This window comes from Acidiplasma sp. MBA-1 (assembly GCF_000949015.1).
GTDB lineage: Archaea > Thermoplasmatota > Thermoplasmata > Thermoplasmatales > Thermoplasmataceae > Acidiplasma > Acidiplasma aeolicum.
In genome coordinates, this window is sequence record NZ_JYHS01000005.1 from 150,353 (window position 1) to 173,016 (window position 22,664).

24 protein-coding genes and 1 pseudogene are annotated in these 22,664 nt (G+C 35.1%); 11 read left to right on the forward strand and 14 right to left on the reverse strand.

Features of this window, described 5'->3' with window-relative positions; translation table 11 throughout:
* Positions 1 to 37 precede the first annotated feature (37 nt).
* Positions 38 to 1,987, forward strand: a complete 1,950-nt coding sequence (locus TZ01_RS08460; protein ID WP_048102404.1) for an acetoacetate--CoA ligase — start codon at positions 38 to 40, stop codon at positions 1,985 to 1,987.
* Here the strand turns inward: TZ01_RS08460 and TZ01_RS08465 are convergent.
* The 3 genes from TZ01_RS08465 to TZ01_RS08475 all read right to left on the reverse strand — a co-directional run bounded on the left by TZ01_RS08465 (position 1,976) and on the right by TZ01_RS08475 (position 5,696).
* Entirely contained in the window at positions 1,976 to 2,749 is a 774-nt protein-coding gene (locus TZ01_RS08465; protein WP_048102405.1) for an SDR family NAD(P)-dependent oxidoreductase, read from the reverse strand. The two genes, TZ01_RS08460 and TZ01_RS08465, sit on opposite strands and share 12 nt — an antisense overlap.
* Before the next feature lie 5 nt (positions 2,750 to 2,754).
* The gene (locus TZ01_RS08470; protein WP_048102407.1) at positions 2,755 to 4,158 is read right to left on the reverse strand and encodes a 4-hydroxyphenylacetate 3-hydroxylase N-terminal domain-containing protein; all 1,404 of its coding nucleotides are present in this window, start codon (positions 4,156 to 4,158) and stop codon (positions 2,755 to 2,757) included.
* A gap of 140 nt (positions 4,159 to 4,298) precedes the next feature.
* The gene (locus TZ01_RS08475; protein WP_048102408.1) at positions 4,299 to 5,696 is read right to left on the reverse strand and encodes an MFS transporter; all 1,398 of its coding nucleotides are present in this window, start codon (positions 5,694 to 5,696) and stop codon (positions 4,299 to 4,301) included.
* Positions 5,697 to 5,886: 190 nt separating this feature from the next.
* On the opposite strand from TZ01_RS08475, the gene TZ01_RS08480 reads away from it, so the two are divergent.
* From TZ01_RS08480 to TZ01_RS08510, 7 genes are all read left to right on the forward strand, one after another.
* The gene (locus TZ01_RS08480; protein WP_048102410.1) at positions 5,887 to 7,422 is read left to right on the forward strand and encodes an AMP-binding protein; all 1,536 of its coding nucleotides are present in this window, start codon (positions 5,887 to 5,889) and stop codon (positions 7,420 to 7,422) included.
* Between the two features lie 69 nt (positions 7,423 to 7,491).
* The gene (locus tag TZ01_RS08485) at positions 7,492 to 8,268 is read left to right on the forward strand and encodes a BtpA/SgcQ family protein (RefSeq protein WP_048102411.1); all 777 of its coding nucleotides are present in this window, start codon (positions 7,492 to 7,494) and stop codon (positions 8,266 to 8,268) included.
* A 4-nt stretch (positions 8,269 to 8,272) separates the two neighbouring features.
* Positions 8,273 to 9,199, forward strand: coding sequence for a nucleoside hydrolase (locus TZ01_RS08490; RefSeq protein ID WP_048102413.1), 927 nt, complete (start codon positions 8,273 to 8,275; stop codon positions 9,197 to 9,199).
* Positions 9,200 to 9,261: 62 nt separating this feature from the next.
* Positions 9,262 to 9,945 carry an endonuclease III gene (gene nth / locus TZ01_RS08495; RefSeq protein WP_052656880.1) on the forward strand — a complete coding sequence of 228 codons (684 nt, stop codon included), beginning with the start codon at positions 9,262 to 9,264 and terminating at the stop codon, positions 9,943 to 9,945.
* A 119-nt stretch (positions 9,946 to 10,064) separates the two neighbouring features.
* Positions 10,065 to 11,483 carry an APC family permease gene (locus TZ01_RS08500; RefSeq protein ID WP_048102417.1) on the forward strand — a complete coding sequence of 473 codons (1,419 nt, stop codon included), beginning with the start codon at positions 10,065 to 10,067 and terminating at the stop codon, positions 11,481 to 11,483.
* Positions 11,484 to 11,613: 130 nt separating this feature from the next.
* Positions 11,614 to 12,783 carry an Nre family DNA repair protein gene (locus tag TZ01_RS08505; RefSeq protein WP_231563455.1) on the forward strand — a complete coding sequence of 390 codons (1,170 nt, stop codon included), beginning with the start codon at positions 11,614 to 11,616 and terminating at the stop codon, positions 12,781 to 12,783.
* The gene (locus TZ01_RS08510) at positions 12,773 to 13,603 is read left to right on the forward strand and encodes a radical SAM protein (RefSeq protein ID WP_052656881.1); all 831 of its coding nucleotides are present in this window, start codon (positions 12,773 to 12,775) and stop codon (positions 13,601 to 13,603) included. Before TZ01_RS08505 ends, TZ01_RS08510 begins: the two co-directional genes overlap by 11 nt.
* Here the strand turns inward: TZ01_RS08510 and hisIE are convergent.
* Genes hisIE through TZ01_RS08550 form a run of 8 tightly spaced genes read right to left on the reverse strand, consistent with a single transcriptional unit; the run spans position 13,595 to position 19,183 of the window.
* Positions 13,595 to 14,224 carry a bifunctional phosphoribosyl-AMP cyclohydrolase/phosphoribosyl-ATP diphosphatase HisIE gene (hisIE, locus tag TZ01_RS08515; RefSeq protein ID WP_048102419.1) on the reverse strand — a complete coding sequence of 210 codons (630 nt, stop codon included), beginning with the start codon at positions 14,222 to 14,224 and terminating at the stop codon, positions 13,595 to 13,597. The two genes, TZ01_RS08510 and hisIE, sit on opposite strands and share 9 nt — an antisense overlap.
* Positions 14,211 to 14,963: an imidazole glycerol phosphate synthase subunit HisF gene (gene hisF / locus TZ01_RS08520; protein WP_048102421.1), complete on the reverse strand. Its 753-nt coding sequence runs from the start codon at positions 14,961 to 14,963 to the stop codon at positions 14,211 to 14,213. The genes hisIE and hisF overlap by 14 nt, the downstream gene beginning before the upstream one ends.
* Positions 14,957 to 15,610, reverse strand: a complete 654-nt coding sequence (locus TZ01_RS08525) for a HisA/HisF-related TIM barrel protein (protein WP_048102423.1) — start codon at positions 15,608 to 15,610, stop codon at positions 14,957 to 14,959. Before TZ01_RS08525 ends, hisF begins: the two co-directional genes overlap by 7 nt.
* On the reverse strand, positions 15,607 to 16,176 hold the full coding sequence (hisH, locus tag TZ01_RS08530; RefSeq protein ID WP_048102425.1) for an imidazole glycerol phosphate synthase subunit HisH: 570 nt from the start codon (positions 16,174 to 16,176) through the stop codon (positions 15,607 to 15,609). Before hisH ends, TZ01_RS08525 begins: the two co-directional genes overlap by 4 nt.
* Positions 16,173 to 16,694: an imidazoleglycerol-phosphate dehydratase HisB gene (gene hisB, locus TZ01_RS08535; protein WP_048102426.1), complete on the reverse strand. Its 522-nt coding sequence runs from the start codon at positions 16,692 to 16,694 to the stop codon at positions 16,173 to 16,175. Before hisB ends, hisH begins: the two co-directional genes overlap by 4 nt.
* Complete coding sequence (hisD, locus tag TZ01_RS08540) at positions 16,691 to 17,818, reverse strand: histidinol dehydrogenase (protein ID WP_048102429.1); 1,128 nt, start codon at positions 17,816 to 17,818, stop codon at positions 16,691 to 16,693. Before hisD ends, hisB begins: the two co-directional genes overlap by 4 nt.
* A complete protein-coding gene (gene hisG / locus TZ01_RS08545; protein ID WP_048102431.1) occupies positions 17,805 to 18,416 on the reverse strand; it encodes an ATP phosphoribosyltransferase in 612 nt (203 codons plus the stop codon). Before hisG ends, hisD begins: the two co-directional genes overlap by 14 nt.
* Positions 18,417 to 18,418: 2 nt before the next feature.
* The gene (locus TZ01_RS08550) at positions 18,419 to 19,183 is read right to left on the reverse strand and encodes an ATP phosphoribosyltransferase regulatory subunit (RefSeq protein WP_055041069.1); all 765 of its coding nucleotides are present in this window, start codon (positions 19,181 to 19,183) and stop codon (positions 18,419 to 18,421) included.
* A gap of 145 nt (positions 19,184 to 19,328) precedes the next feature.
* Here TZ01_RS08550 and TZ01_RS09290 point away from each other — a divergent pair, with 145 nt between their 5' ends.
* Positions 19,329 to 19,886, forward strand: coding sequence for a hypothetical protein (locus TZ01_RS09290; protein WP_052656882.1), 558 nt, complete (start codon positions 19,329 to 19,331; stop codon positions 19,884 to 19,886).
* A 12-nt stretch (positions 19,887 to 19,898) separates the two neighbouring features.
* Here TZ01_RS09290 and TZ01_RS08560 read toward each other — a convergent pair whose 3' ends face one another.
* Positions 19,899 to 20,429, reverse strand: coding sequence for a hypothetical protein (locus TZ01_RS08560; protein ID WP_048102434.1), 531 nt, complete (start codon positions 20,427 to 20,429; stop codon positions 19,899 to 19,901).
* A 227-nt stretch (positions 20,430 to 20,656) separates the two neighbouring features.
* On the opposite strand from TZ01_RS08560, the pseudogene TZ01_RS09885 reads away from it, so the two are divergent.
* A pseudogene (locus TZ01_RS09885) lies at positions 20,657 to 21,232 on the forward strand (TQO small subunit DoxD).
* Positions 21,233 to 21,237: 5 nt separating this feature from the next.
* On the forward strand, positions 21,238 to 21,798 hold the full coding sequence (locus tag TZ01_RS09295; RefSeq protein ID WP_197065878.1) for a TQO small subunit DoxA domain-containing protein: 561 nt from the start codon (positions 21,238 to 21,240) through the stop codon (positions 21,796 to 21,798).
* Here TZ01_RS09295 and TZ01_RS08575 read toward each other — a convergent pair whose 3' ends face one another.
* Together TZ01_RS08575 and TZ01_RS08580 are read right to left on the reverse strand one after the other, a co-directional pair.
* Entirely contained in the window at positions 21,799 to 22,401 is a 603-nt protein-coding gene (locus tag TZ01_RS08575; protein WP_048102437.1) for a hypothetical protein, read from the reverse strand.
* Positions 22,402 to 22,434: 33 nt separating this feature from the next.
* The gene (locus tag TZ01_RS08580) at positions 22,435 to 22,614 is read right to left on the reverse strand and encodes a hypothetical protein (RefSeq protein WP_048102439.1); all 180 of its coding nucleotides are present in this window, start codon (positions 22,612 to 22,614) and stop codon (positions 22,435 to 22,437) included.
* Positions 22,615 to 22,664: the final 50 nt, after the last annotated feature.

A 22,664-nucleotide genomic window follows, 5' to 3' on the forward strand; every position in this document is an offset into this window, starting at 1 on the left:
TATAAAAATTTAAGTATAAAATGCAATTAATACAATTATGCCAGAAATTTTATGGGAACCGAACAGGGATGATGTTGATAATTCAAACATGGTTAAATTTATTGATTTTATAAATAAAAACCATAATTTAAATATTAATGAATATAATGATCTTTTCAATTATTCCATAAAAAACATTGAGGTATTCTGGAAGGATATTATGGAATATTTTAGCATAAAATCGCATGGAAATTATGAATACATACTTTCAAAATACCCAATGCCAGGAAATAAATGGTTTGGAGGGCTGAAATTAAATTATGCAGAAAATGTTTTTAAAAATAGCACTGGCACTGCATTAATTTATAAAAACGAAATGAATGAAACAAAAACAATGTCATATGAAGAATTGAAAATGAAAACAGGTGCACTTTACAACTTTTTAAGGGTAAATGGCATAAAATCCGGGGATGTGATAGCAACATATCTATCAAATACAACAGAAAATATTATATCATTTCTTGCATCTGCATCTCTCGGATGCATATTTTCATCAATTTCCATAGATTTTGGCTCCAGAGGTGCAATGGAGAGGTTAATGCAGCTGTCACCGAAGGTACTTATTGTTACCGAGAAATATTATTATGGTGGCCGTGAATATGAAAAAACTAGAGATATTAATGAAATTTTAAAAAATATTCAAACAATAAAACTGGTAATTACTGTAAACAGCATTAATAAAAAAATACACATGGATAATGATAATGTATGGGATATTAACGATATATTTAAGGATTATATGGGAAAATTAAAATTTAGGGAAATGGAATTTAATGATCCTTTATGGGTGCTCTTTTCATCAGGCACAACAGGAAAGCCAAAGGGTATAGTTCACAGCCATGGTGGAATTTTGCTTGAGCACCTAAAATCATTATCACTGCATTTGGATCTAAAAAGGTCTGATAGGTTGTTCTGGTACACTGGTACAGGATGGATGATGTGGAATTTTATGATAAGTTCATTACTGCTTGGATCAACTGTGGTTCTTTATGATGGCAGCCCATTTTATCCCGATTTAAATGTGCTGTGGGATTATTTAAATATTAACAATGTAAAATATTTCGGAACAAGTGCTGCATATATAAATTATCTGAAAAAATCTGGTTTTAAAACAGGAAATGCAGAAAATATTCATGCAATTTTCTACACCGGAAGCCCGCTGAGTGCAGATGGATATAGGTATATATATTCAATAAAAAGGAACGTCTGGTTTACAGGCATAAGCGGTGGTACAGATATTTGTTCAGCATTCTTTGAGCCAAACATAATGCTTAGGGTTTATGCTGGGGAGATGCAATCAATATCACTTGGTGATAGCGTCAAGGTTTATGATGATTCCGGAAATCCTGTTGTCAATAAGATAGGGGAATTAATTATAGATAAACCAATGCCATCAATGCCTGTTTATCTCTGGAATGATATTGATTATAAAATATATAATGAATCCTACTTCAATTATTATAAAAATGTCTGGAGGCATGGTGATTTCGCAGAGATAACTGACAGAAATACCGCCATTATTTATGGAAGGTCAGATTCAACATTAAATAAAAATGGCATAAGGATGGGCACCTCGGAGATATACAATATTGTGGATAATATATCTGGTGTTAGGGATTCATTAATCATAGGAATGGACATCAAGGATGGTTATTACATGCCGCTCTTTATTTCATTAAATGATAAAAATGTGAATATAGAAAAAATAAAATCTGAAATAATTAATTCAATAAAAGAGTATTTACCACGATATATTCCTGATGAAATCTTAATTGTTGATGATATACCTAAAACAATTAATGGGAAGAAGGTTGAGGTTCCAATTAAAAAGATTTTACTCGGATATAATGTAACTGACGCTGTTAACCCAGGTTCCCTCATGAATCCGGAATCACTGGATTACTTTATTAAACTATCAAAGAGGTTAAAAAACAAATTAAATTCTTGATTCTTTTTTGAAATCCCCTGATTTTAGCGCCTGGCCACCGTCTATTTTTATGACCTCACCTGTCATTGTGTCAATTTTAATCTCCGCAATGACTGCCTCTGCTATTTCATCAGGTTCTGTTGCCTTCTTTGTAAGTGTGTATTTATTTATCCACGTATCCCAGCTTATGCCCATGACATTAAGTAGGCTTCCACCAAGATTTGTATTTACAAGGCCCGGGGCGATTGCATTCACCCTTATATCAGGTGCAAGTTCCAGTGCCATGGATTTTGTCAGGTTTATAACAGCGCTTTTGAGGCTTCCATATACTGATAATCCATAATAAGGAATAATTCCGGTAATTGATGCTATGTTTATTATCACACCACGTTCCATTGCCCTGGAAGCATAAAGGGAGCAGTAGAGCACTGATTTAAAATCTGTTCCAAGTGTTTTTTCTATTAATTTATCATTTATATCCTTAAATGGGGAATAAAATCCGGTTCCGGCATTATTTACGAGTATGTCCAGTTTTCCAAATGTATCCATGGTGGTATCTATTAATAACCTGCAATCCTCCTCCATGGATAGATCGGCCTTGACTGCCATGGCCTCATACCCAAGAGATTTCAGTTCCCTTAATGCATTGTTCGCCTCATCATCACGCTTTCGGTAATTTAATACCAGCAATGCGCCCTCAGAGCCAAGTTTTCTGGCAATGCTTTTTCCTATACCCCTTGTTGACCCGGTTACAATTGCAACCTTATTTTTAATGTCATACATAAAAATCAGTCTCCAGGCATCAGGATTTTTCTGATCATGTCCCTGGCCTCATTAACATTATATTCCCTTAAAAGCCCTATTTTGCTTGCCTCAACTGAACCCTCAGCATGTGCCATCAGTGTTAGCATGTAGCCTGCTAAATTGCTTCCAGCAAGTTCCTTTGCAAGCCTTAAAAGATTAAAACAGTATTCACCCGGTGCCATGGATGCGAGATATTTATATATGTACTTTTGATTCTGCCTATTTTCAAGATCCTCAACAGATGGCATTGTAACAATAATGCCTCCTGAAATTTCTATAAGCCCATTAATAAGCCTGTAGAAGTTTTCATTTGAGTATAATTTTCCTATGTTTGTGTATACCGGATTTGGAACAGCTATACCGGAATCAATTTCGCAGAACATTGCAGCTGTATAGCTGCTCATGGTCATAATTTCCTTATACTGGATCATATCAAGCATCTTATTTTTTACATGCCCGGCATTTTCTATGCCATTGGCCTCTGCCATCATGCTTGCAATGCCAATATATAAATTTGCTGTTGCGGCCCTGTATGAAACCGCTGTAAACCTGTGAAATGTTGCAAATAGGTTGGCAAGCTCTCCAGCAAATTCCCCCTCACCGGCCATGTATACATGGTCCCATGGAATGAAAACATTATCAAATATTGTTGTTGTTTCCACCTCAAAGTCCATTTTGCTTAGAATTGATGAGGAGTTTCCCTCAAGCTCATCTATTGGCCTCACAATAAACCTTAAACCAGGCGTGTTTGTGCTTACAGAAAATGCAACGGCATAATCACAATCCTTTTTTGTCATGTTTCTGTATGGAATTACTATAAGCTCATCGGCATATATTGACTGGGTTGTGTGCACCTTTGCTCCTGTAACATAGATGCCTTCTTTATCCTTTTTTGTTATATGCAAATATGAATCAATATCGTCCTGTTCCTCTGGCCTTTTTGACCTGTCACCCTTTGTATCTGTCTGTGCCACCGCCAGTGTTAAATCGTTTTTTATGCATCTTTCATAGAGAGATTCAACATTTTTATAATAATGCGTATTATATTTTTTGTCTATTTTTTGTGATACTATTTTCATTGCAAATATGGCATCTGATCCAATGGCCTGGGAAATATTAAAAATTCCATTGCAATAATTTGTGGTATTGTATATTAATTCCCTGCGGCTTATTAAATCCTCTGTGTTTTCAGGAACCTTAAAATATTTGCTGATTTTCTCGCCGGAATTACCTGTAAATAGCCTATCTGGATAATCAAAAAGTTTGGCAGCATGTTTTGCACCAATGCCGAGTACATCATGGGAAACAACATTGTCTATCTTTTTACCCCTGTAATAAACATTTCCTGGATGGAGGGATTTAAGAAATTCTGATGATGTTCTTACCATAAATAAATATAAATATTAACTCTATATATTTATTGTGATTGTATAATAAATGGGCACGGAATTTTTGTCTGTTTATAAATTAATAATACATCCATAAATTTAAAAATTATTTAATATAAAAAATTTTAATATTATTGGATTCAGCTTGCCTCGTTGATTTCTTCAAGCCTTTTTCCTGTTGCGTTTGGCAGCGTTAGGAATAAAAATATGCACATTATTAAATTAGGTATCCATAAAACACTCCACGTAAGGATGCTTCCAAGAGCAACAACAATTGGTATAAATATTGCCGTGCCGATTGCACCGCCAAGGTGCCCTAAACCGTCTGCAATACCGTATCCTGTGGCCCTCGATGATGTTGGAAAGTTCTCGGCATCCATCATATAATAGGCCTGATACCAGCCTACGCCTATAAGCTCTGCTATAAAAGCCCCTGAAAAGAACAGGTATATGATGCCGTATACACCGCCTATGGCCATGAGTGTTGTACCTATTGTGTATCCCACAACACCAATGGTTGAAAGTTTTCTTATGTCAAATCTGTCTGCAAATGGCCTTATCATCAATGATCCTATAAACGCACCGAGGCCTGCTATGCCAAGTAATGTAATCATATAGGCCAGCTCATGCCCTGGAACATGTAATATATCCTTAACCCATGTGGGTGCAAGTGCTAAAAACATGTAATCAACAAAATACTGCCAGAACATGAACAAAAATAATACAGTCAGCCTTTTTCCATACTTTCTTGAAAACAGTGTTTTAAAGACCCCTTTATTTTCCTCCTTATATTCAAGCACATTTGGCTCTGGCAGAGATGTAACATGTGCCCTTTTCATTGATGTTTCCTCCATTTTTTTAATCAGCTCATCGGCCTCCTTGAATTTACCCTTATTTGCAAGGAATCTTATTGTTTCAGGCGATATTGCCCTGATGACTATGACAGCAATGGCTATGACACCGCCTATTACAAATAAATATCTCCAGCCAACCGTGGGATATGTTGTCACAATTATTGATGAAAAAAATGGTCCAAAGCCTATTCCCGCCCAGCCGCCTATAAATGCTAAGTTAACATAGCTCCTTCTCTTAACAGCAGGTGCCATTTCAGACATGTATGTCATCACAAGGACAAGATCGCCACCTATTCCCATGCCTGTTATGAACCTGAAAAGGTAAAGTGTTGGTATGTTAAAAGCGAGTGCATCACCGAAGCTTCCTATGGATGTTAGCAGTGCGGTGAATAATAATGTTGGCTTTCTTCCAATTCTATCGGCTATTATTGTTAGTGTTGGACCGCCAACTGCATAGCCAAAAAGTCCAAGAGATGCTGCCAGTGATGCCTCACCGGCTGTTGTGACAAATTCTATATACGGCAGGGCAAAGCCTATGTTAATAACATCATATAATGTAATAAAGAAACTGAATGCCAGACCAAAAATAAGAAGATAGCTTAATCCCCATGCAGGAAGCCTGTCCGCCCTTGCTATATACATATCCTTTAAAATATCCTTATTTTCAGAACTATCTGAATTCATGATATATACACAATATTCTATTATTTTAATATATCTATTAAAACATATATATAATTAAAAACTTTTCTATTAAATAAATTGCATTCATAGTAAAAAATATTAAAATTATCTTTTATTATTTTATATACCCATAATTATTCCTTTTTAGCATTTAGAAATTATTATATAAGATTCTAATTTATAATTAAATATGGATGGTACTATAGGAAATTTTCAGCTAAATATAAATCATATATTCAACAGAATGGAAACATATTTTGGAAAAAGTGTTGTATATTACCGTGAAAATTCTGAAATTAAAAAAATTACATTCCGGGAACTATCAGAACGCATAAGGAAAACTGCAAATTATCTTATTAAAACTGGGATAGGTCCGGATGATACAGTGGCCACACTTTCCTGGAACACAATAAGGCATCTTGAATTATATTTTGCCGTTCCATTAATTGGTGCCGTGCTTAATACAATCAATATAAAATATCACAGGGATGTTATAAAAAATATGATAAGGGAGAATAATGCAAAGCTGATATTTTACGAGGGAATTCCTGAGGATATTCTTGAAGGGATAAATATAAGGTCAGTAAAAATGGATCAGGCCTTTGATGATAATATATATTCATCTGAAATTGAAAAAAACTTCCCGGATAATAATGAAAAAAATGCGGCGATAATATGCTACACATCAGGTACAACGGGCAATCCCAAGGGTGTGGTATACACACACAGAAGTATTTTTATACATTCATTATCACTGCTAGGCCATGACTCAATAGCACTTTCAAGGCAGGACACATCACTTGTCATGGTTCCAATGTACCATATATCAGGATGGGATATTCCATTTGCCGCGGCACTGACAGGTTCAAACCTAGCCCTTCCGGGTGTTCATCCAGACCCGCCAGATATAGTTAATATGATTTCATCATGCAGGGTAAATAAGGCCTTCGCCGCACCCGCAGTGTGGACATCAATTATTGAGTATTCAATCAGCAATGAAACCGGCCTGGAGCCATTAAAATATGCAGGTATTGGTGGTGCTGAACCTTCAGATTATATAATTAAAACACTCATGGAATCTGGAATTGAAACATGGCATTTATGGGGGATGACCGAAACTGAGGCAATAGCAACAATTAGCAAGCCGGAAACCGGAAATGTGCATAACCAGGGGATACCCATGCCTGCATTTGAAATAAATGCAGTGGATGAAAAAAATAATAAATTGCCGTGGGATGGGAAAAGTACAGGTGAGCTCCTGGTGCGTGGAGCCTATGCCACATCCGGATACTTCCATACCGATAGCACTGATAAAATTGTTTATATGGATGGAAAAACATGGATAAGAACTGGGGACATTGTTAAAATTAATCCTGATGGTTCAATAAAAATTGTTGACCGCGACAAGGATTTAATCAAAAGCGGTGGTGAGTGGATATCATCAATAGACCTTGAAAATACCATTATGGAGCATCCAGGAGTACTGGAGGCGGCAGTCATAGCAAAAAAGGATGATAGATGGGGTGAAAGACCGCTGGCGCTGGTTGTAAAAAAGGCATCATACAGGAAAAAGCTGGACAAAAATTCACTAAGGGAATATTTAATATCCCTGGACAGGTTCCCTAAATGGTGGATTCCTGACGATTTTTATTTTGTTGATGAAATACCTAAAACCGGCACTGGAAAATTTGATAAAAAACTTTTAAGGTCAAAATATTCAAAATAAACCGTTTTAATAAAATATTAACAAAATGCCTGCTGGGAATATTTAAATACAAATTGCCTATCGGGCAGTATGAAGGCTAAGTTATTTTATGGTATGGTGCACCTTCCAGCACTTCCCGGTTCACCAGAATCAAAATACACGCTTGGTGAGATTATAGACTATGCCAAAAAGGAGGTAACCGGTTTTAAGGATGCAGGTTTAACCGGAGCTATTCTTGAAAATATCAATGATTACCCATTTTATAAGGATAAAATTCCGCCCATAACGGTGGCTGCAATGGCCGCCATATCACAGGAGGTTAAAAAAATACCAGGAATTGAAATAGGGGTTAATATATTAAGGAATGGCTGCACCGAGGCATTAACAATAGCAACACTGTTTGATTTTAGCTTTATAAGGTGCAATGTGCTTTCAGGTGCCTATGTTACAGATCAGGGTATTATAGAGGGAAACGGTGCAGATTTATTAAGGTATAAAAAATACCTGAATTCTAATGTGAAAATTTATGCCGATGTGCATGTAAAGCATTCATATCCATTATATAATGTTCCAATAGACATAGCGGCCGAGGATTTAAGCGAGCGCGGTGGGGCAGATGCAATCATTGTTTCTGGATCAAGAAGCCCTGTACCACCAGAGGTTGAGAGGGTCAAGGCCGTTAAAAAGGTAATTAAGAAGCCGGTTTTAATTGGAAGCGGGATATCCCTTACGAACTTCTATGATTATGTTGATATTTCGGATGGCATGATCATAGGTGAGAGTGACTTTAAGGAAAATAACATATCATGCGGGCCAAGTGACTTTAAGGCTTATAAGAAACTAATGGAAGAATATAAAAAACTATGATTCTATGACCAAGATAATTATAGACTGCGATCCAGGCCATGATGATGCCATAGAGATGCTGCTTGCCATGGCTGATGAATATGCGGAAATACTTGGAATATGCACTGTGGCAGGAAATCAAAGCCTTGAAAAGACAACATTAAATGCACTTAAGGTTATTGAGCTTGCTGGCAGAAAAGACATTAATGTATATCCGGGTTCGGCAACGCCTATTATGGGGAATTTAATAACGGCACCAAACATACATGGAAATACAGGGCTTGATGGCACACTTTTCAGGGAGCCAACTTTAAGGGCATCAAAAACAAATGCAATTGATTTTATGCACAATGTACTTAGAGAGCAAAAAAACGTTGTAATAGTTACAACAGGCCCGATAACAAATCTGGCAATACTTCTTCTTGCATACCCCGAGGTTAAAAAGAACATAGGTCGTATTGTATGGATGGGTGGTTCTTATTCCATGGGAAATATCACACCAGATGCTGAGTTTAACGCATACAATGACCCGGAGGCATTGAAAATAGTCTTAAATTCAAAATTAAATTTCACAATGGTTACCCTTGATGTGACACATAGGGCACTGTTTACCATGGATGATATTAACAGAATTAAAAATATGAATAATAAGGTCTCAGAACAGGTTTATGAACTGTTAACGTTTTTTTATAAAACATATGAGGAAAACTTTTCACTGGGTGGTGTTCCAATACACGATGCATGTGCACTGGCAGAGGCGCTTCATCCCGGAATAATAAAATCAAAATTATTGAATGTTGATGTAAACACATCAACGGGGCCAAGCCGGGGCAGAACCATAGTTGATATTTATAACGTCACCGGCAGGGAAAAAAATGCCCTTGTTTCCATGGATATAAATGTTGAAGGATTTAAAAATTATCTTTTCAATATGCTTGAAAAATACAAATAAATTTGAAAAATTCTGTTTATATATTATAAAATATTTTATCCTTTTAAATGATGATTGTATGTATGAAAAACTTTGTTGAAATATATGATAAGATAAAAAGCGCTGTTCCGGAGCATCATTTTGAATTTAAGGATGACCCGTTCTGGATACTTATAACAACAATATTATCACAGAGAACAAAGGACGCAACCACCGATGCTGCTGCCAGGAATCTTTATAATAAATACCATGACTGCCATGGTCTCGCCGGTGCAAAACCTGAGGATGTAAAGGAGATAATAAGATATGTTGGTTTTAGCAATGTCAAATCAAAGAGGATTATAGAGGTTGCCAGATTAATTATGGACAAATATAATGGAAGTGTTCCTGGCAAATATGATGAATTAACAAAAATACCCGGGGTGGGAAGCAAAACAGCAAATATTGTTTTAACACAGGGGTTTAAAATACCTGCAATAGCGGTGGATACACACGTGTTCAGGATATCAAACAGGATCGGCCTTGTTCACGAGAAAACACCGGAAAAGACTGAGGAGGCCTTAAAAAAGGTTATACCAGAGAAATATCAGATAGAATTTAATCCGGTATTTGTTGAATTTGGAAAAAGCATATGCAGGCCGGTAAATCCAAAATGCAATATATGCCCAGTAAATAAATGCTGTGATTATTATTCTAATGTTTACCTTAAAAAAATTAATGAAAAAAATAAAATAAAGGCTTCAGGTACACTAGGGAAAAAAAATTAAATTAATATTTTAAAAAACTATAAGGATACTGAAATTAAATAATTTTTTTCATAATAGATAAAATTTTTGATAAAATAAATTTTTACATGGATTTTTATATGTTATCCTTATATTAATGTATGGCAAATAATTTAAGGAGGAACATACTTGGCACCAGTAGATTAATATGGCAGGGATGGGGCATGACTGCACCGGCGGCAGATATAGCGTATCTCCTTGGTGGCATAGCACTGGTTGCTTTAGGCGCAACCCCACTATCAATATTAATTGGCTTTCTTATTTATCTAACGATTCTTAATACCTCTTACAGGTTTTCCAAAAAATATGTATCAGCGGGAAGTGATTTCACCTATGTTGGCAAAAGCCTGGGAGGTTTCATGGCAGCATTTGAGGGGTGGAATTTATTCTTCGGTACAATGTTTGCCTATGCAGGTTTTGGGATGCTTGGACTTGCAGGATTTTTTGACATATTTGATGGCAAAATAGTTACAGGGGGATTGTGGATTCCCATAGTTATAGCATTGAATATTATAACATTCTACATACTTTATAAAGGAATCAGATTTTCAACAAACTACCAGATAATAACGGGAGTGGCAGAATTCGTTATTCTAATTGCAGGTGGCATAGGACTGGTTATCCTTGCCGGAAAGAACAATACACTCGCTGTTTTCTCACCATTCATAGCCAGTGGTGGCATATCAGGATTTTTACATTCTCTGACACTTTCAATTGTAACATTTATAGGCCTATCAATTGCATTAACATCATTATCAGAGGAGACACATATTCCAAGGAAAACAGTTCCAAAGGCATTATTAATTTCATCATTTATCATTGGAATAACCATAGTATTTCTGGCATATGCCATGACAGTGGCCTGGGGGCCGTCAAAAATGGTTTCATTTGGCAATTCAGTTGATAATGGTCTTGTATTATTTAGAAAGCTTAGTCCGGTTATGTTTATATTACTGTTTATTTTTACTGTTAACAGTTTCATGGGAAATAACATATCCATGGGAACCTCAATGACAAGGATTTTTTATGCGTTTTCCAGGGATAATATAATATTCCCAAAGGCATTTTCAAAAACTGACAGTAATGGCACTCCAAGAAATACCACATTTTTTATTCTGGGAATATCAATATTTCTGAGCATAACATTCGGACTTATTTTTGGACCAGTAAATGGTGGATATGTTCTACTGTTTTCTGACGCATTCTTTTCATTCCTGATCAGATCAATATCATCAGGTAGCCTTATAGTATCAACATTTAAATCCGGAAAAATGACCAGGAGTGCCCTTTTTGGATATCTTATAATACCGGTTATATCAATAGGGTCCCTTATGGCCGTGTTTGCATCAAATTTTTTCCCACTTCCGACATATCCATATAATTACGCATCAATTATTGGAATATTGATTATTGCAATAATATTTATTATTACACTGTATAAATATATAAGAAATCCAGAATCATTAAGCAGTGCCGGTTCGACGACTGCTGATGACATTTCAGAGGGATTAATAGAATAATTAAATTCTTAAATTAAAGCAATTTTTTATTTTCAGCATGTTTTAAATACTCAAATATCTTTATAAATATGTGAAAAAAACCTTAATTAAAATACCACCGGAATTATGCGTAAAATGCAGGGGGGCAAAGATGCTCTGCGGCCTTTCATACTGTCCTGTGAATATTACAGGAAATATTAAAAAAATTTATAATTTTTCCGGAAACGATATAAGCGGTTCATCACCACCATCAATATTTGTTGGCCGTTATGGGTATCCAAAGATTGGCGTATATCCTTCGCTTCCACCCTATACCGGCAACACGGCATTCCTTGAGGACGAATCACAGTGGCTTAAAATGAATTTAAATGATTTCATATCATCCAGGCTATCACTCTTAAGGGGCAAAATTATGATGGATGTTAACAGCGCCTCAAATCCAGATTACACACTTCAGGACATTCAGCTGACATCTCTATCAAAAAATCCGGTTAATATAGAAATGAGGGTATCAAAATCTTTTAACAAGGATATTATTCTTGATGAAAACATAACCCCGATGGGGCCTTCATCACCTGTGGATTCCATAAGTTATGAGAATTATAAAATAGATAATAGAATTGAAAAGGTCTATTATGATGTGGACCTGAAAGCATCTGATGGAATAATAAAACTTTACATGAAGGGATTAAATATTAATGAAATTTCAAGGGCATTGAGCACGGGCTCACTGGGACTTCAAAAAAATAGAAAAATTGTGCCAACAAGATGGTCAATAACAGCAGCGGATGAAACGGTTTCAAACAGGCTTGTGGATGAATTGAAGGATTACAGTGCCATAGATGAATTTCTTGTTTTTACCAGAAAAACCGATGGAAATCTGTTCATGGGAATTTTATGCCCAGGTAACTGGATGTTTGAGTGGGGGGAATCATGGTTTCCTGGAAGCACATGGAATTATTTTGGAAACTCGGTTGAAATTGAACTCGACTATGAGGGCTATTATGGCAGAAAGACCTATCCCGAAATTGGTGGGTGCTATTATTCATCAAGGCTTGCAGCGGCAGAAAAATTAATAAAAATGAGAAAACAGGCCTGTGTAATGCTATGGCGTGAGATATATCCTGGCTTTAACATACCGCTTGGCGTCTGGTATGTGCGTGAAAATGTCCGTGAAATGTTTAATTCAGTTCCTGAGAAATTCTCTGACCTGGAATCCGCACTAAAATATTTATCGGGATACAGCAGGGTTCCCATTGATAGCTGGATTCACAGGTCTAATAATATAAAATATATAAGGAGTAATCTCGATGCATATTAACAGAAAAAAAATAATAATCAATGAAATCAATGCAAAACACGCACTGGGAATATCGGGAATGAAAGAGCTCGATTACACGCTTAATCCATACTTGGGATGCCTGCATGGATGCCTTTACTGCTATGCCATAGGTATGAATCCAAAAAATATTGCCGGTGATTGGGGAAATGTTCTTTATGTGAGGAAAAATATAACGGAAATTTTACAGATGGAGGCAAAAAAATATAAAAAGGGCATAGTTGGAATATCATCCATTACAGATCCATATAATCCTGTCGAGGGAAAATACAGGCTTACGAGAAATTCCATAGAAATACTCGCAAAAAATAATTTTTATGTAACATTGCAGACAAAATCCCCGCTTGCCCTGCGCGATATTGACATAATAAAAAAATACAGAAATATCATTGATATAGGTTACACAATAACAACAATGGATGAAAAGATTAAAGACATGATAGAGCCATACTCACCATCTGTGAGATCAAGAATGCGTGCACTTAAAAAATTCTCTGAAAATGGCATAAAAACCTGGATTTTTATCGGCCCAATCATTAAAAATATAAATGATAATTTGAATGATATTTATAATATTACAGAATTTGCATCAAAAATAAAATCAAGGATAATTTATGATAAATATGTAAATTATCCCGGGCCAGGAAAATATATGGAAAACATCAATTATGGCATATCAGATTCAGCATGGTGGAATGATATGGAATTAAAAATAAATGGGATGTGCCATGATTTAAATGTAATATGCACATCAGAGCAGGCTGACTGGCTTTATGAGAGGGGTCAGAAAACATTATTTTGATTTTTCAACATTCCTTCTTGATAGCTCTGCAACAATGTCGCTGAATTTTATATCCTCATATGATAAATATACCAGTAAATGGTACATTAAATCAGCAACCTCATAGATAATTCTATCCCTGCCCTGTGCCAGCACTGATTCAACAGCCTCCTCACCCACCTTCTTTTTAATATTCTCCTCTCCAGATTTAAAGAGTTCTGTTGTATACGAATTCTCCCTGGGATGTTTTTTGGTTTCGTTAATTATATTTTCAAGGTCTAATATAAAGTCCAGTGAGTAGTCTATTTTTTCTTTTATATGCTGCGGTTCGCCGAGTTTTCTGTAAAAACATGTTTTATTTCCTGTATGGCATGCCGGCCCCTTTTGGTCAACCAGAAGCAGGAGCGAGTTGTTTTCGCAGTCGGGCAGTATCTCAATAATTTTCTGTGTGTTCCCGCTGGCCTCACCCTTCATTCTTATTCTATTTTTTGACCTTGAATAATAATGTGCATACCCTGTTTTAAGTGAAAGATCCAGTGCCTCCTTATTCATATATGCCAGTGTTAAAACATCTCCAGATTTGTAATCCTGAACAACAACAGGTATTAATCCGTCAACAAAATTAAGGTTATATTCTGACATTTACACCACGCTCCATCAGGTATTTTTTAATTTCATTTGCAGTATACATACCATAATGAAATACAGAACCTGCAAGGCAGGCATCTGCACCACTCTGTATTGCATTGTAAAAATCCTCCGGCGATCCGGCACCACCTGATGCTATAACCGGTATGTTCACATTTTCAGAAACTTTTTTTATTAAATTATAATCATAGCCCTTTCTTGTGCCATCGGCATCTATTGATGTCAGTAAAATTTCACCGGCACCAAGCTCCTCAACAGTTTTTGCCCACTCAACAGCATTTATGTTCCTGGATATCTCACCGCTGTTTGAATAGACCTCATAGTAACTTCCATTGAACTTAGCGTCTATTGCTATAACAAGATTTGATGACCCTATTTCATATGATGCCTTTTTAATAATATCTGGATTAATTATTGCATATGTGTTTATAAAAACCTTATCCGCCCCAAGCCTTATAATTTTTTTAATTTTATCAAGGGAATCAATTCCACCGCCAACAGTAAATGGTATGTTTATGTTCTCGGCAACCCTTGATATTAAATCATATGTAATGCCACGGTTTTCATTTGTTGCATATATATCCAGAAAGACAAGCTCATCCATGCCCTGTTCCTCATATTTTTTTGAAAGCTTTACAGGGTCATCTATGGTCCTAATATCCCTGAACTTTATGCCCTTTACAACCCTTCCGTCCTTTATGTCAAGGGCACCAACAATTCTTTTGGCTAGCATTTAAAAACACCCTCATATATGGCCTTTCCAACAATCACACCAGAAAAACCCTTTTTTTCTAGAAATTTTACATCTTCCATTGTGGAAACCCCTCCAGCATATATAAAATACTCATCTCCCCAGAATTTTTTGTTGAAATCTATTTTAAAAACACCGTCGCTTTTTATCGATGTATAAATGAATCTTTTTATTTTATTTTTTAGGCTTAAATAAACATCAATATAATTATTTGAAATGTTTTTCCATCCATTTATGGCAATGTTTCCGTCAATGACATCCATGCTTGCCGTTATAAAATCTGTATTAATACTGTTTATAAATTCACCGTCCATTATCTTTGTTCCAATAATTACACTTCCTGCTCCAATTAATAATGCATTGTTAATATCATTTAGGGTTCTGAATCCGCCGCCAACCTGAACAAATACACCCGTTTCTCTTATTATTTTTTCTATTATGCTTAAATTTTCAGGCCTGCCGGTGAATGCCCCATTTAAATCAACAATATGCATTCTGTTAAATTTTTCTGCAAATTTAAGGGCATAATTGAGTGGATCACCATATACCTTAATGTCCTCAAGCCTTCCCTGGGTTAAAAACACTGCCTTGCCGTTATAAATATCTATTGCAGGGTATATATCTATCATATTAAATCCCTAAAATTTTTTAATACCTGTATTCCATTAATACCTGATTTTTCAGGATGAAACTGCACAGCATAAATGTTATCCTTTTGCATGGCAGAGGATATTATATTTCCGTAATCAGTGATTGCCACTGTATAGTCATTTCTTTCTGCATAATATGAATGAAGAAAATAGAAATATGATCCATTTTTTATACCTGAAAAGAGTCTTGAATCTTTTATTAATTCCACAGTATCCCAGCCAATATGCGGCACCCTATTTTTTGAGAGCTTCTTAATGCTGCCGCTCAGAATGGATAAACCTGATCCGGGACCCTCCTCACTTGAATCATAAAGGACCTCCAGGCCCAGGCATATTCCCAGATACGGTATTCCTGATTTGATTTTTTCAATTATTGTTTCCTTTATGCCTTCAATTGAATTCATTACAAAGGAAAATGAACCAACACCGGGAAATACAATTTTATCTGCCCTTTCTATTACATATGGGTCCCTTGTGATTTCTCCATTAACAATTTTGTTTATATTAAAAAGGTTTCCTGCCTGAGTATCTATGACTGCAATCATAACACACCCTTTGTGCTTTTTAATTCTTCTGACGCTTCAAGGGCCTGCCTTAATGCCGATCCAAGGCATTTAAATATATTCTCTGTAATATGATGCGGGTTTTCGCCATTCAATTTAATCACATGCATTGTCATGTTCATGGTTCTTGCCAGACCCCATAAAAATTCCCTTAATACCAGCAGTTCAAATCCCTCCTCATTATTAAAATTTACATTGAAATTAATATAGGGCCTGGAAATATCAAGTGATACCATTATTAATGAATCATCCATGGGCATTATGGATGTACCGAATCTGGCTATTTTTTTATCACTTGGATTTAAAAAAAGTCCAATGGTGATTCCTGCATCCTCCCAGAGATGGTGTTTCAGATCAAATTTACCACGTATTTTTACTGGTCTATTCATGTAAAAAAACAGGGTATTAAGCATGTGGTTTAATATTAAATCTCCGGTTTCTATGTCGTTTTTATCGCTATCTGTAATTTCTATTTTTGTTTCCTTTGTTTCCCTTATCATTTCCTCACCTCCATGGAATTTTTATGCAGTGGCATTCCCTCTATCTCAGCAAGCCTAATGCCGAGGTATCTATTCTCCATAAAATCATTTCTGGAGTTGTATGCAAACGAAATTTTTTTCATAAAATCTGTGACGGTTAAAACCGATGAAAATCTTGATGTTTTTCCTGTTGGAAGCAGATGGTTTACACCGGTAAAGTAATCGCAGGATGGCACCGGCGTGTATTCACCAATATATATTGCTCCAGCATTTTCTATCTTATCAACAATGTCAAGTGGATTTTTCGTTAATATTTCAAGGTGTTCTGGTGCAATATCATTAACACAATCTATGCATTCCTGTATTGTATCAAAAATTTTTACTTCTATATTTTCATCAGATATGGCATTTGCAATTTTTTTATTATTTGTGACAATCCATGACCTTGATGTCTTTCCGTGCTCAAGCTGTGATCTTAGGTCACTTATTAAATATTCCATATTGGCTGTTTCATCAGCCAGCACACATATCTCAGAGGGGCCGTAAAGCCCGTCTATGCCAACATCACCATATACCTGCCTCTTTGCCTCATTGACATATAAATTTCCAGGGCCAAAGATCTTATCAACCCTTTTCATGCCTATACCATATGCCATTGCTGCGATGGCCTGTATTCCCCCGATCTTGTATATTTCCCTGATGCCAAGAAACTTTGCTATGTAAAGTATATAAGGATTGATTTTTCCATTTACCGGTGCAGATGTTATAATAATATCCCTAACCCCTGCTATTTTAGCTGGCGCACTTATCATTAAAACGGTGGATGGCAGTGGTTTTGCCCCCGGAATATATTCACCGATTCTATTTATTGGCCTGTATATAATGCCATACATTGATGAATTTTTGAATGAAAAATTATTATACTGCATCTGTTTAACATGATTTTCATATATTCTTTTATAGGTTTCCTCAATTACCTTTATGTCGCTGTATGGTATTGCCTTTTCTGATTCGTTAATTTCCTCCTCAGTGACCAGAAAATCCCCTGAATAACCGTCAAATTTCTGGGAATATTCCCTTAAGGCCTGCATCTTTCTTTCTCTTATATCGTTTATAATTCCCGAAACATACTCACTCGTATTCATAATTGAAAACCTCCATATTATCCATAATCCTCCTGATTTCATCGAATTTAATCTTGTAAGACAATCTATTCACTATCAATGCTGCAGAAACATCCATAACCTTTTTTAATTCAACCAAACCATTTTCCCTTATTGTTTCACCTGTCTGAACTATATCGACTATGGCATCGGCCATCCCCATTACAGGGGCCAGCTCTATTGAACCAGATAGATGTACAATTTTAACATCTATGCCGTGTGATTTAAAAAACTTTGATGTTAAATTCGGATATTTTGTTGCAATCTTTTTGCCATTAAGGTCTTTAAGTTTATATTTTTTTGGTGCGCAAAGACTCAGCCGGCATTTTCCAAATTTTAGCTGTAATGGCATCATGACATCACAGTTTCTTTCCTTAATGACATCTGTTCCACATATTCCAAGATCTGCATAACTCTCAACATAGAACGGCACATCCATTGCCCTGGCTATTATTATTTCATTATCACCCTTTTTTATCCTTAACTTCCTTGACTCTGAAATTGAGAGATCAAAGCCTGCATTTTCAAAGGCTTTAATGCTTTCATCCATGAGCTTCCCCTTCGGTATTGTTATTATCATTTTTATAACCTCCTTAATATTTTGCTTAATACCAGTGTATTCAGGGAAAAACCACAGCCATTGCTGTTCTTAATTTTATAATTCCCTCCACCGCCTATAAAATAATCATCAGAATATATTTCAAATATTAATCCGCTGTAATAACTAAAATATCTTACAGTTCCGGGGTCTATGATTATTCTGTCATCGTTGACCGCTGATTTTATATTATTCAACAATTCTACATTTATGTCTGTACCCCTTGAATTGAGCATTTTTATTACATAGTCAATGTATTCCTTTTTTATCCCACTGTTTTTTATTGCATTAAAATCATTCATTTTTATGTATTCTCTTATCTTTTCATAATTTCTTTTTCCTATTTTGCCTGAGAATATGTTTGAAACACTTATGTCAATTTTGAAATCATAAATACCAAGGTTTTCAAGTGTTTTGATCAATACCCTTAGAATTTCTATATTCGATTTTTCCTCATTGACATTTATTAATTCAAGACCAGCCTCTATTTCACTTTCAAGGCTTCTTGATAGCTTTTCATATATATAGAATATCCTTGTATTCTCACTGAAATTTCTAAGTATAAGCCTCGATGTTATATCAGGATTTATAAGATAGAATTTATTGGCATAAACAAATGGAACACCATCACTAAAAGATCTTGAGTATTTTTCAACGGCCTCTGGAAATATTTCTATGTATCCAAAGGAGTCAAATGTATTTCTTATGCCTTTAATTACCCTGTATAGGTATATATCCGGATTCATCATAAAACCTGCCCGCATTATTTCTCCATGATTGTTTATATAAGCATCTTATATAAATGTATTTAATATAAATAAAGACTTTAATTTATTTTTTAATAGATTTATATAATGAGAAAAATTTAAATTTTAATAAGCATTTTAACCCATAATGGTATACCTGCTTTTCCCAAAAAGAATCACGCTTGAAAATAACATATCCCTGGAAATAACAAAGGATAAGGTGAAGGATGAGGAGCTATTTGCCCTTCTTGTTCCAGAAGAAAGGGTGGATGAGGTGGTAAATTATCTTAAAAAGAATGAGGGGTTTTCAAGTGCGCTTCCAAGCTTTGATAAGGGGGAGGATTATGGTATTTCCAGGATTCTTATTCCACCATGGGAGCTGCATATGAGAATATATAACTACTGCATAATTCCTGGAATGGCAAAAATTAATGCCCATATAGAAATTGCCAGAAAATACCTGCAACATCTTAATTTTAGATATGTCCAGCCTGTAATATATGAACCTTATAAGTTTTACAAAAAAATTTTTTCTGAATTTTTGCTTTTATATAATTCCAGATATACCGTGCAGAATATTGATGAAAATTACTGGTTCAGGCTTCAGAATCCTGTTGGAAGGCTAATACCATGGACACCATCAGGTGTTATATCATACACATTTAGCAGCATTGCTGAAAGGATAAGAAGGGCATCAAAAAAATAAATTTAAAAAATATTATTTATTTTTCCTGATAACTGTTTTTAAAGGTACCTTTTTCTTTGGCTTTAAAATCAGACCAATGATGATAATTATAATACCCGCAATAAAGATAAAAACGCCGGAGATCATTGCATAATATGCAATCATTATATCCCTGTATTCAGATGATGATTCGAGTGAGAAACCCATATTTGAAGGCTTGCTGCTATTAAAAACCACAAATACATAGGTGCCTGAATTAAGATTACTGTATTCCAATCCGCCGGTAACTGACCTTGATGGTTTTATTGCATTCTGCGAAATATTTTTTGACGTAACATATGATAGCTGTGAATATTTAATAAGACCCGAATCATTGCCGGGATTGGCAATTATAATAACATCCCCTGTAGCATAGTACATCCTTGATGTTCTGTACTCACCAGCCTTTACTGGCTCTAATTGCGTATTGGTTGGGGCCTTATCTATGGTCATAAAACCTGCAAGGCCCATGGCAACCCCAAGCATTAATAATATCAGGCCAATGGTGGCAATTTTTTTTATCATTACCAGTTTATTATTTTAAATTATATAAATTATTATTTAATATTAATATATATAGAAATCTCAAATTTATTTGAAAGTTTCAGATAAAAAATAATGAAATGTAATTATTTTTTTTTATTTTGGGAATTAAAGATGTATAAATTCATAAATTATTCAAGTTTTCATAAAAATAATCAGAGATATGAAAAAATTTATATATTTTCATACAATATAATGCCTGATAAAAAATGTTAAATACAAGTAATGCTGAGGTCGATTTAAATGGTCTGGAGGGCCAGACAAAGATCGTAACCCCAACCCTGTATACATGGATATTGAGATTTGCAGTTGGCTGGGATTACTTTGATGGTGGATTAAGAAAGGCAGTTCTTGCACCACAAAAGCTTGCAGTTGGAACCCCTACCTTTGTTCTTAACAAGCTGGTATCATTCCTTCCACATGCAGGATTTTTTAAGGGATTTTTATTATTCGCATTGGAACATCCGGGATTTTCAGCACCGTTTATTACATTCTTCTCATTCGTTTAACTAACTGCAGGTGTACTTTTAATTGTGGGTTTCCTGACAAGGCTCGCGGCATTCGGTGGTGCAATGATGGCAATAGGATTCCAGCCTGCATTCTGGCTTGGCGCAACGTGTGAAGATGAATGGCAGATAGGCATACTATTATTTGCTGGTTCACTCACGTTAATGCTAATAGGTGCCGGCAGGGCAATGGGACTTGACTACTTCCTTTACAAGAAATTCGGAGACAGGGGAATATCAAAGAACATACCCATATTGAAATGGATTAAATTATGGTGATAAAAATGAAGCCTGTGAAAAATGATAACAAAAAGGAAAATAAATACTGGCAAACAACAACAGGTAAAATACTGGTGGTAACCCTTGTATTTGCAATAATAGTTGTTGCATTCACACTGGTAACAGGACAGATAGCATATGGAAATGTCTATGGAAAGCTATTTAATGATTCAAAGGTTCCTGATGTGCAGTTCCAGGGATCACCTTATGCAATGAATAATACATCTGGATCAATACTGGTGTTTAATGTAACAGATCTTGATGGCCCAAACCAGGCAGCGGTAACTGAGATAATATTAACAAATGTAACAACCGGAAAGAATATAACATTAACATCACAGAATATAAGCATGGATATATACAGGGTTGTTGATGCAAAATACCATTACCGTGACAATGTAAAATATAATCAATATAATGGGATATACGTTCCTCTTGGTGATGAGGCAACTATATACATGAACCTCACAACAAGCCTGCACCACAATCTCTCAGGAAAATACAAGGTAACACTGGTTGTACCAACACAGAAGGCAAAATTTGCAACCGCAGATGTAACCTTCTGATTATTTAAATAAATTATTTCTTTTTTTAATTAAATTAATTATAAATTTATCAGTTTTTCCATGCAGGATTAAAAGTTTGTATGCATTATAATATGTTTTTAAATCAAAAAATGTGCATTTTAATTCAATATTATACGATACCGCTGGAAATAATATGCTTTTATTTTTCTGTGAAATTTCAGTTATATCATTTATTTTTATGGAAATAAATGGAACAGCAGATATTATATTAAAATCGGCAGACTGGAAGAATAATAGATACCTGTCATTAATGCATATTAATGCCTCTACATCATTGTTTTCCATTACCGATTTATTCACATCAAAATTATTATTTTTTATTATTACAAAATACGAATCAGAAAAATTATAGGTATTTTTTAATGATGAAATGCTGTATTTTCTTAAGCCCTTCAATGTACTTGAGTATGATAAATGATTGTATATGCTGAATGGAATTATAAATATCGATGTTATTATAATAAAGTATAATGCAATGTTCAGAATTAATATATAAATGGATCCATTCATTAAATAAAAAATAAGGGAGATTATTACCGAGGAAATTAATGATGCTATAAAGAATTTATAGGCTTTAATCATTTCATTAATATATTAATTTTTCAGTATATATTTTTAATGCCGGAACTTTATCAGCTTTAAATCTGGCATAACCTCTTTTTTAATTAATTCTGGAAGTGGTATGCCGGCCTCAAGCGCCCTTTTACATAAATTTACGGTTTCATCATGTGAAATTTCAATATATGTTCCATTTCTCCGGTAAATTATCATATATCCGAGATCATCACAGTCCATGTACTTTTATTTTAACATAAACATTAAGCTTTTTGCAATGCATGCTTCCG

What these genes read in the sequence shown, in the direction of transcription:
- TZ01_RS08460 (WP_048102404.1), top strand. Translation starts at nt 38, where the DNA reads ATGCCAGAAATTTTATGGGAACCGAACAGGGATGATGTTGATAATTCA.
- TZ01_RS08465 (WP_048102405.1), bottom strand. Translation starts at nt 2,749, where the DNA reads ATGTATGACATTAAAAATAAGGTTGCAATTGTAACCGGGTCAACAAGG.
- TZ01_RS08470 (WP_048102407.1), bottom strand. Translation starts at nt 4,158, where the DNA reads ATGGTAAGAACATCATCAGAATTTCTTAAATCCCTCCATCCAGGAAAT.
- TZ01_RS08475 (WP_048102408.1), bottom strand. Translation starts at nt 5,696, where the DNA reads ATGAATTCAGATAGTTCTGAAAATAAGGATATTTTAAAGGATATGTAT.
- TZ01_RS08480 (WP_048102410.1), top strand. Translation starts at nt 5,887, where the DNA reads ATGGATGGTACTATAGGAAATTTTCAGCTAAATATAAATCATATATTC.
- TZ01_RS08485 (WP_048102411.1), top strand. Translation starts at nt 7,492, where the DNA reads ATGAAGGCTAAGTTATTTTATGGTATGGTGCACCTTCCAGCACTTCCC.
- TZ01_RS08490 (WP_048102413.1), top strand. Translation starts at nt 8,273, where the DNA reads ATGACCAAGATAATTATAGACTGCGATCCAGGCCATGATGATGCCATA.
- nth (WP_052656880.1), top strand. Translation starts at nt 9,262, where the DNA reads ATGAAAAACTTTGTTGAAATATATGATAAGATAAAAAGCGCTGTTCCG.
- TZ01_RS08500 (WP_048102417.1), top strand. Translation starts at nt 10,065, where the DNA reads ATGGCAAATAATTTAAGGAGGAACATACTTGGCACCAGTAGATTAATA.
- TZ01_RS08505 (WP_231563455.1), top strand. Translation starts at nt 11,614, where the DNA reads ATGCTCTGCGGCCTTTCATACTGTCCTGTGAATATTACAGGAAATATT.
- TZ01_RS08510 (WP_052656881.1), top strand. Translation starts at nt 12,773, where the DNA reads ATGCATATTAACAGAAAAAAAATAATAATCAATGAAATCAATGCAAAA.
- hisIE (WP_048102419.1), bottom strand. Translation starts at nt 14,224, where the DNA reads ATGTCAGAATATAACCTTAATTTTGTTGACGGATTAATACCTGTTGTT.
- hisF (WP_048102421.1), bottom strand. Translation starts at nt 14,963, where the DNA reads ATGCTAGCCAAAAGAATTGTTGGTGCCCTTGACATAAAGGACGGAAGG.
- TZ01_RS08525 (WP_048102423.1), bottom strand. Translation starts at nt 15,610, where the DNA reads ATGATAGATATATACCCTGCAATAGATATTTATAACGGCAAGGCAGTG.
- hisH (WP_048102425.1), bottom strand. Translation starts at nt 16,176, where the DNA reads ATGATTGCAGTCATAGATACTCAGGCAGGAAACCTTTTTAATATAAAC.
- hisB (WP_048102426.1), bottom strand. Translation starts at nt 16,694, where the DNA reads ATGATAAGGGAAACAAAGGAAACAAAAATAGAAATTACAGATAGCGAT.
- hisD (WP_048102429.1), bottom strand. Translation starts at nt 17,818, where the DNA reads ATGAATACGAGTGAGTATGTTTCGGGAATTATAAACGATATAAGAGAA.
- hisG (WP_048102431.1), bottom strand. Translation starts at nt 18,416, where the DNA reads ATGATAATAACAATACCGAAGGGGAAGCTCATGGATGAAAGCATTAAA.
- TZ01_RS08550 (WP_055041069.1), bottom strand. Translation starts at nt 19,183, where the DNA reads ATGATGAATCCGGATATATACCTATACAGGGTAATTAAAGGCATAAGA.
- TZ01_RS09290 (WP_052656882.1), top strand. Translation starts at nt 19,329, where the DNA reads ATGGTATACCTGCTTTTCCCAAAAAGAATCACGCTTGAAAATAACATA.
- TZ01_RS08560 (WP_048102434.1), bottom strand. Translation starts at nt 20,429, where the DNA reads ATGATAAAAAAAATTGCCACCATTGGCCTGATATTATTAATGCTTGGG.
- TZ01_RS09295 (WP_197065878.1), top strand. Translation starts at nt 21,238, where the DNA reads ATGAAGCCTGTGAAAAATGATAACAAAAAGGAAAATAAATACTGGCAA.
- TZ01_RS08575 (WP_048102437.1), bottom strand. Translation starts at nt 22,401, where the DNA reads ATGATTAAAGCCTATAAATTCTTTATAGCATCATTAATTTCCTCGGTA.
- TZ01_RS08580 (WP_048102439.1), bottom strand. Translation starts at nt 22,614, where the DNA reads ATGGACTGTGATGATCTCGGATATATGATAATTTACCGGAGAAATGGA.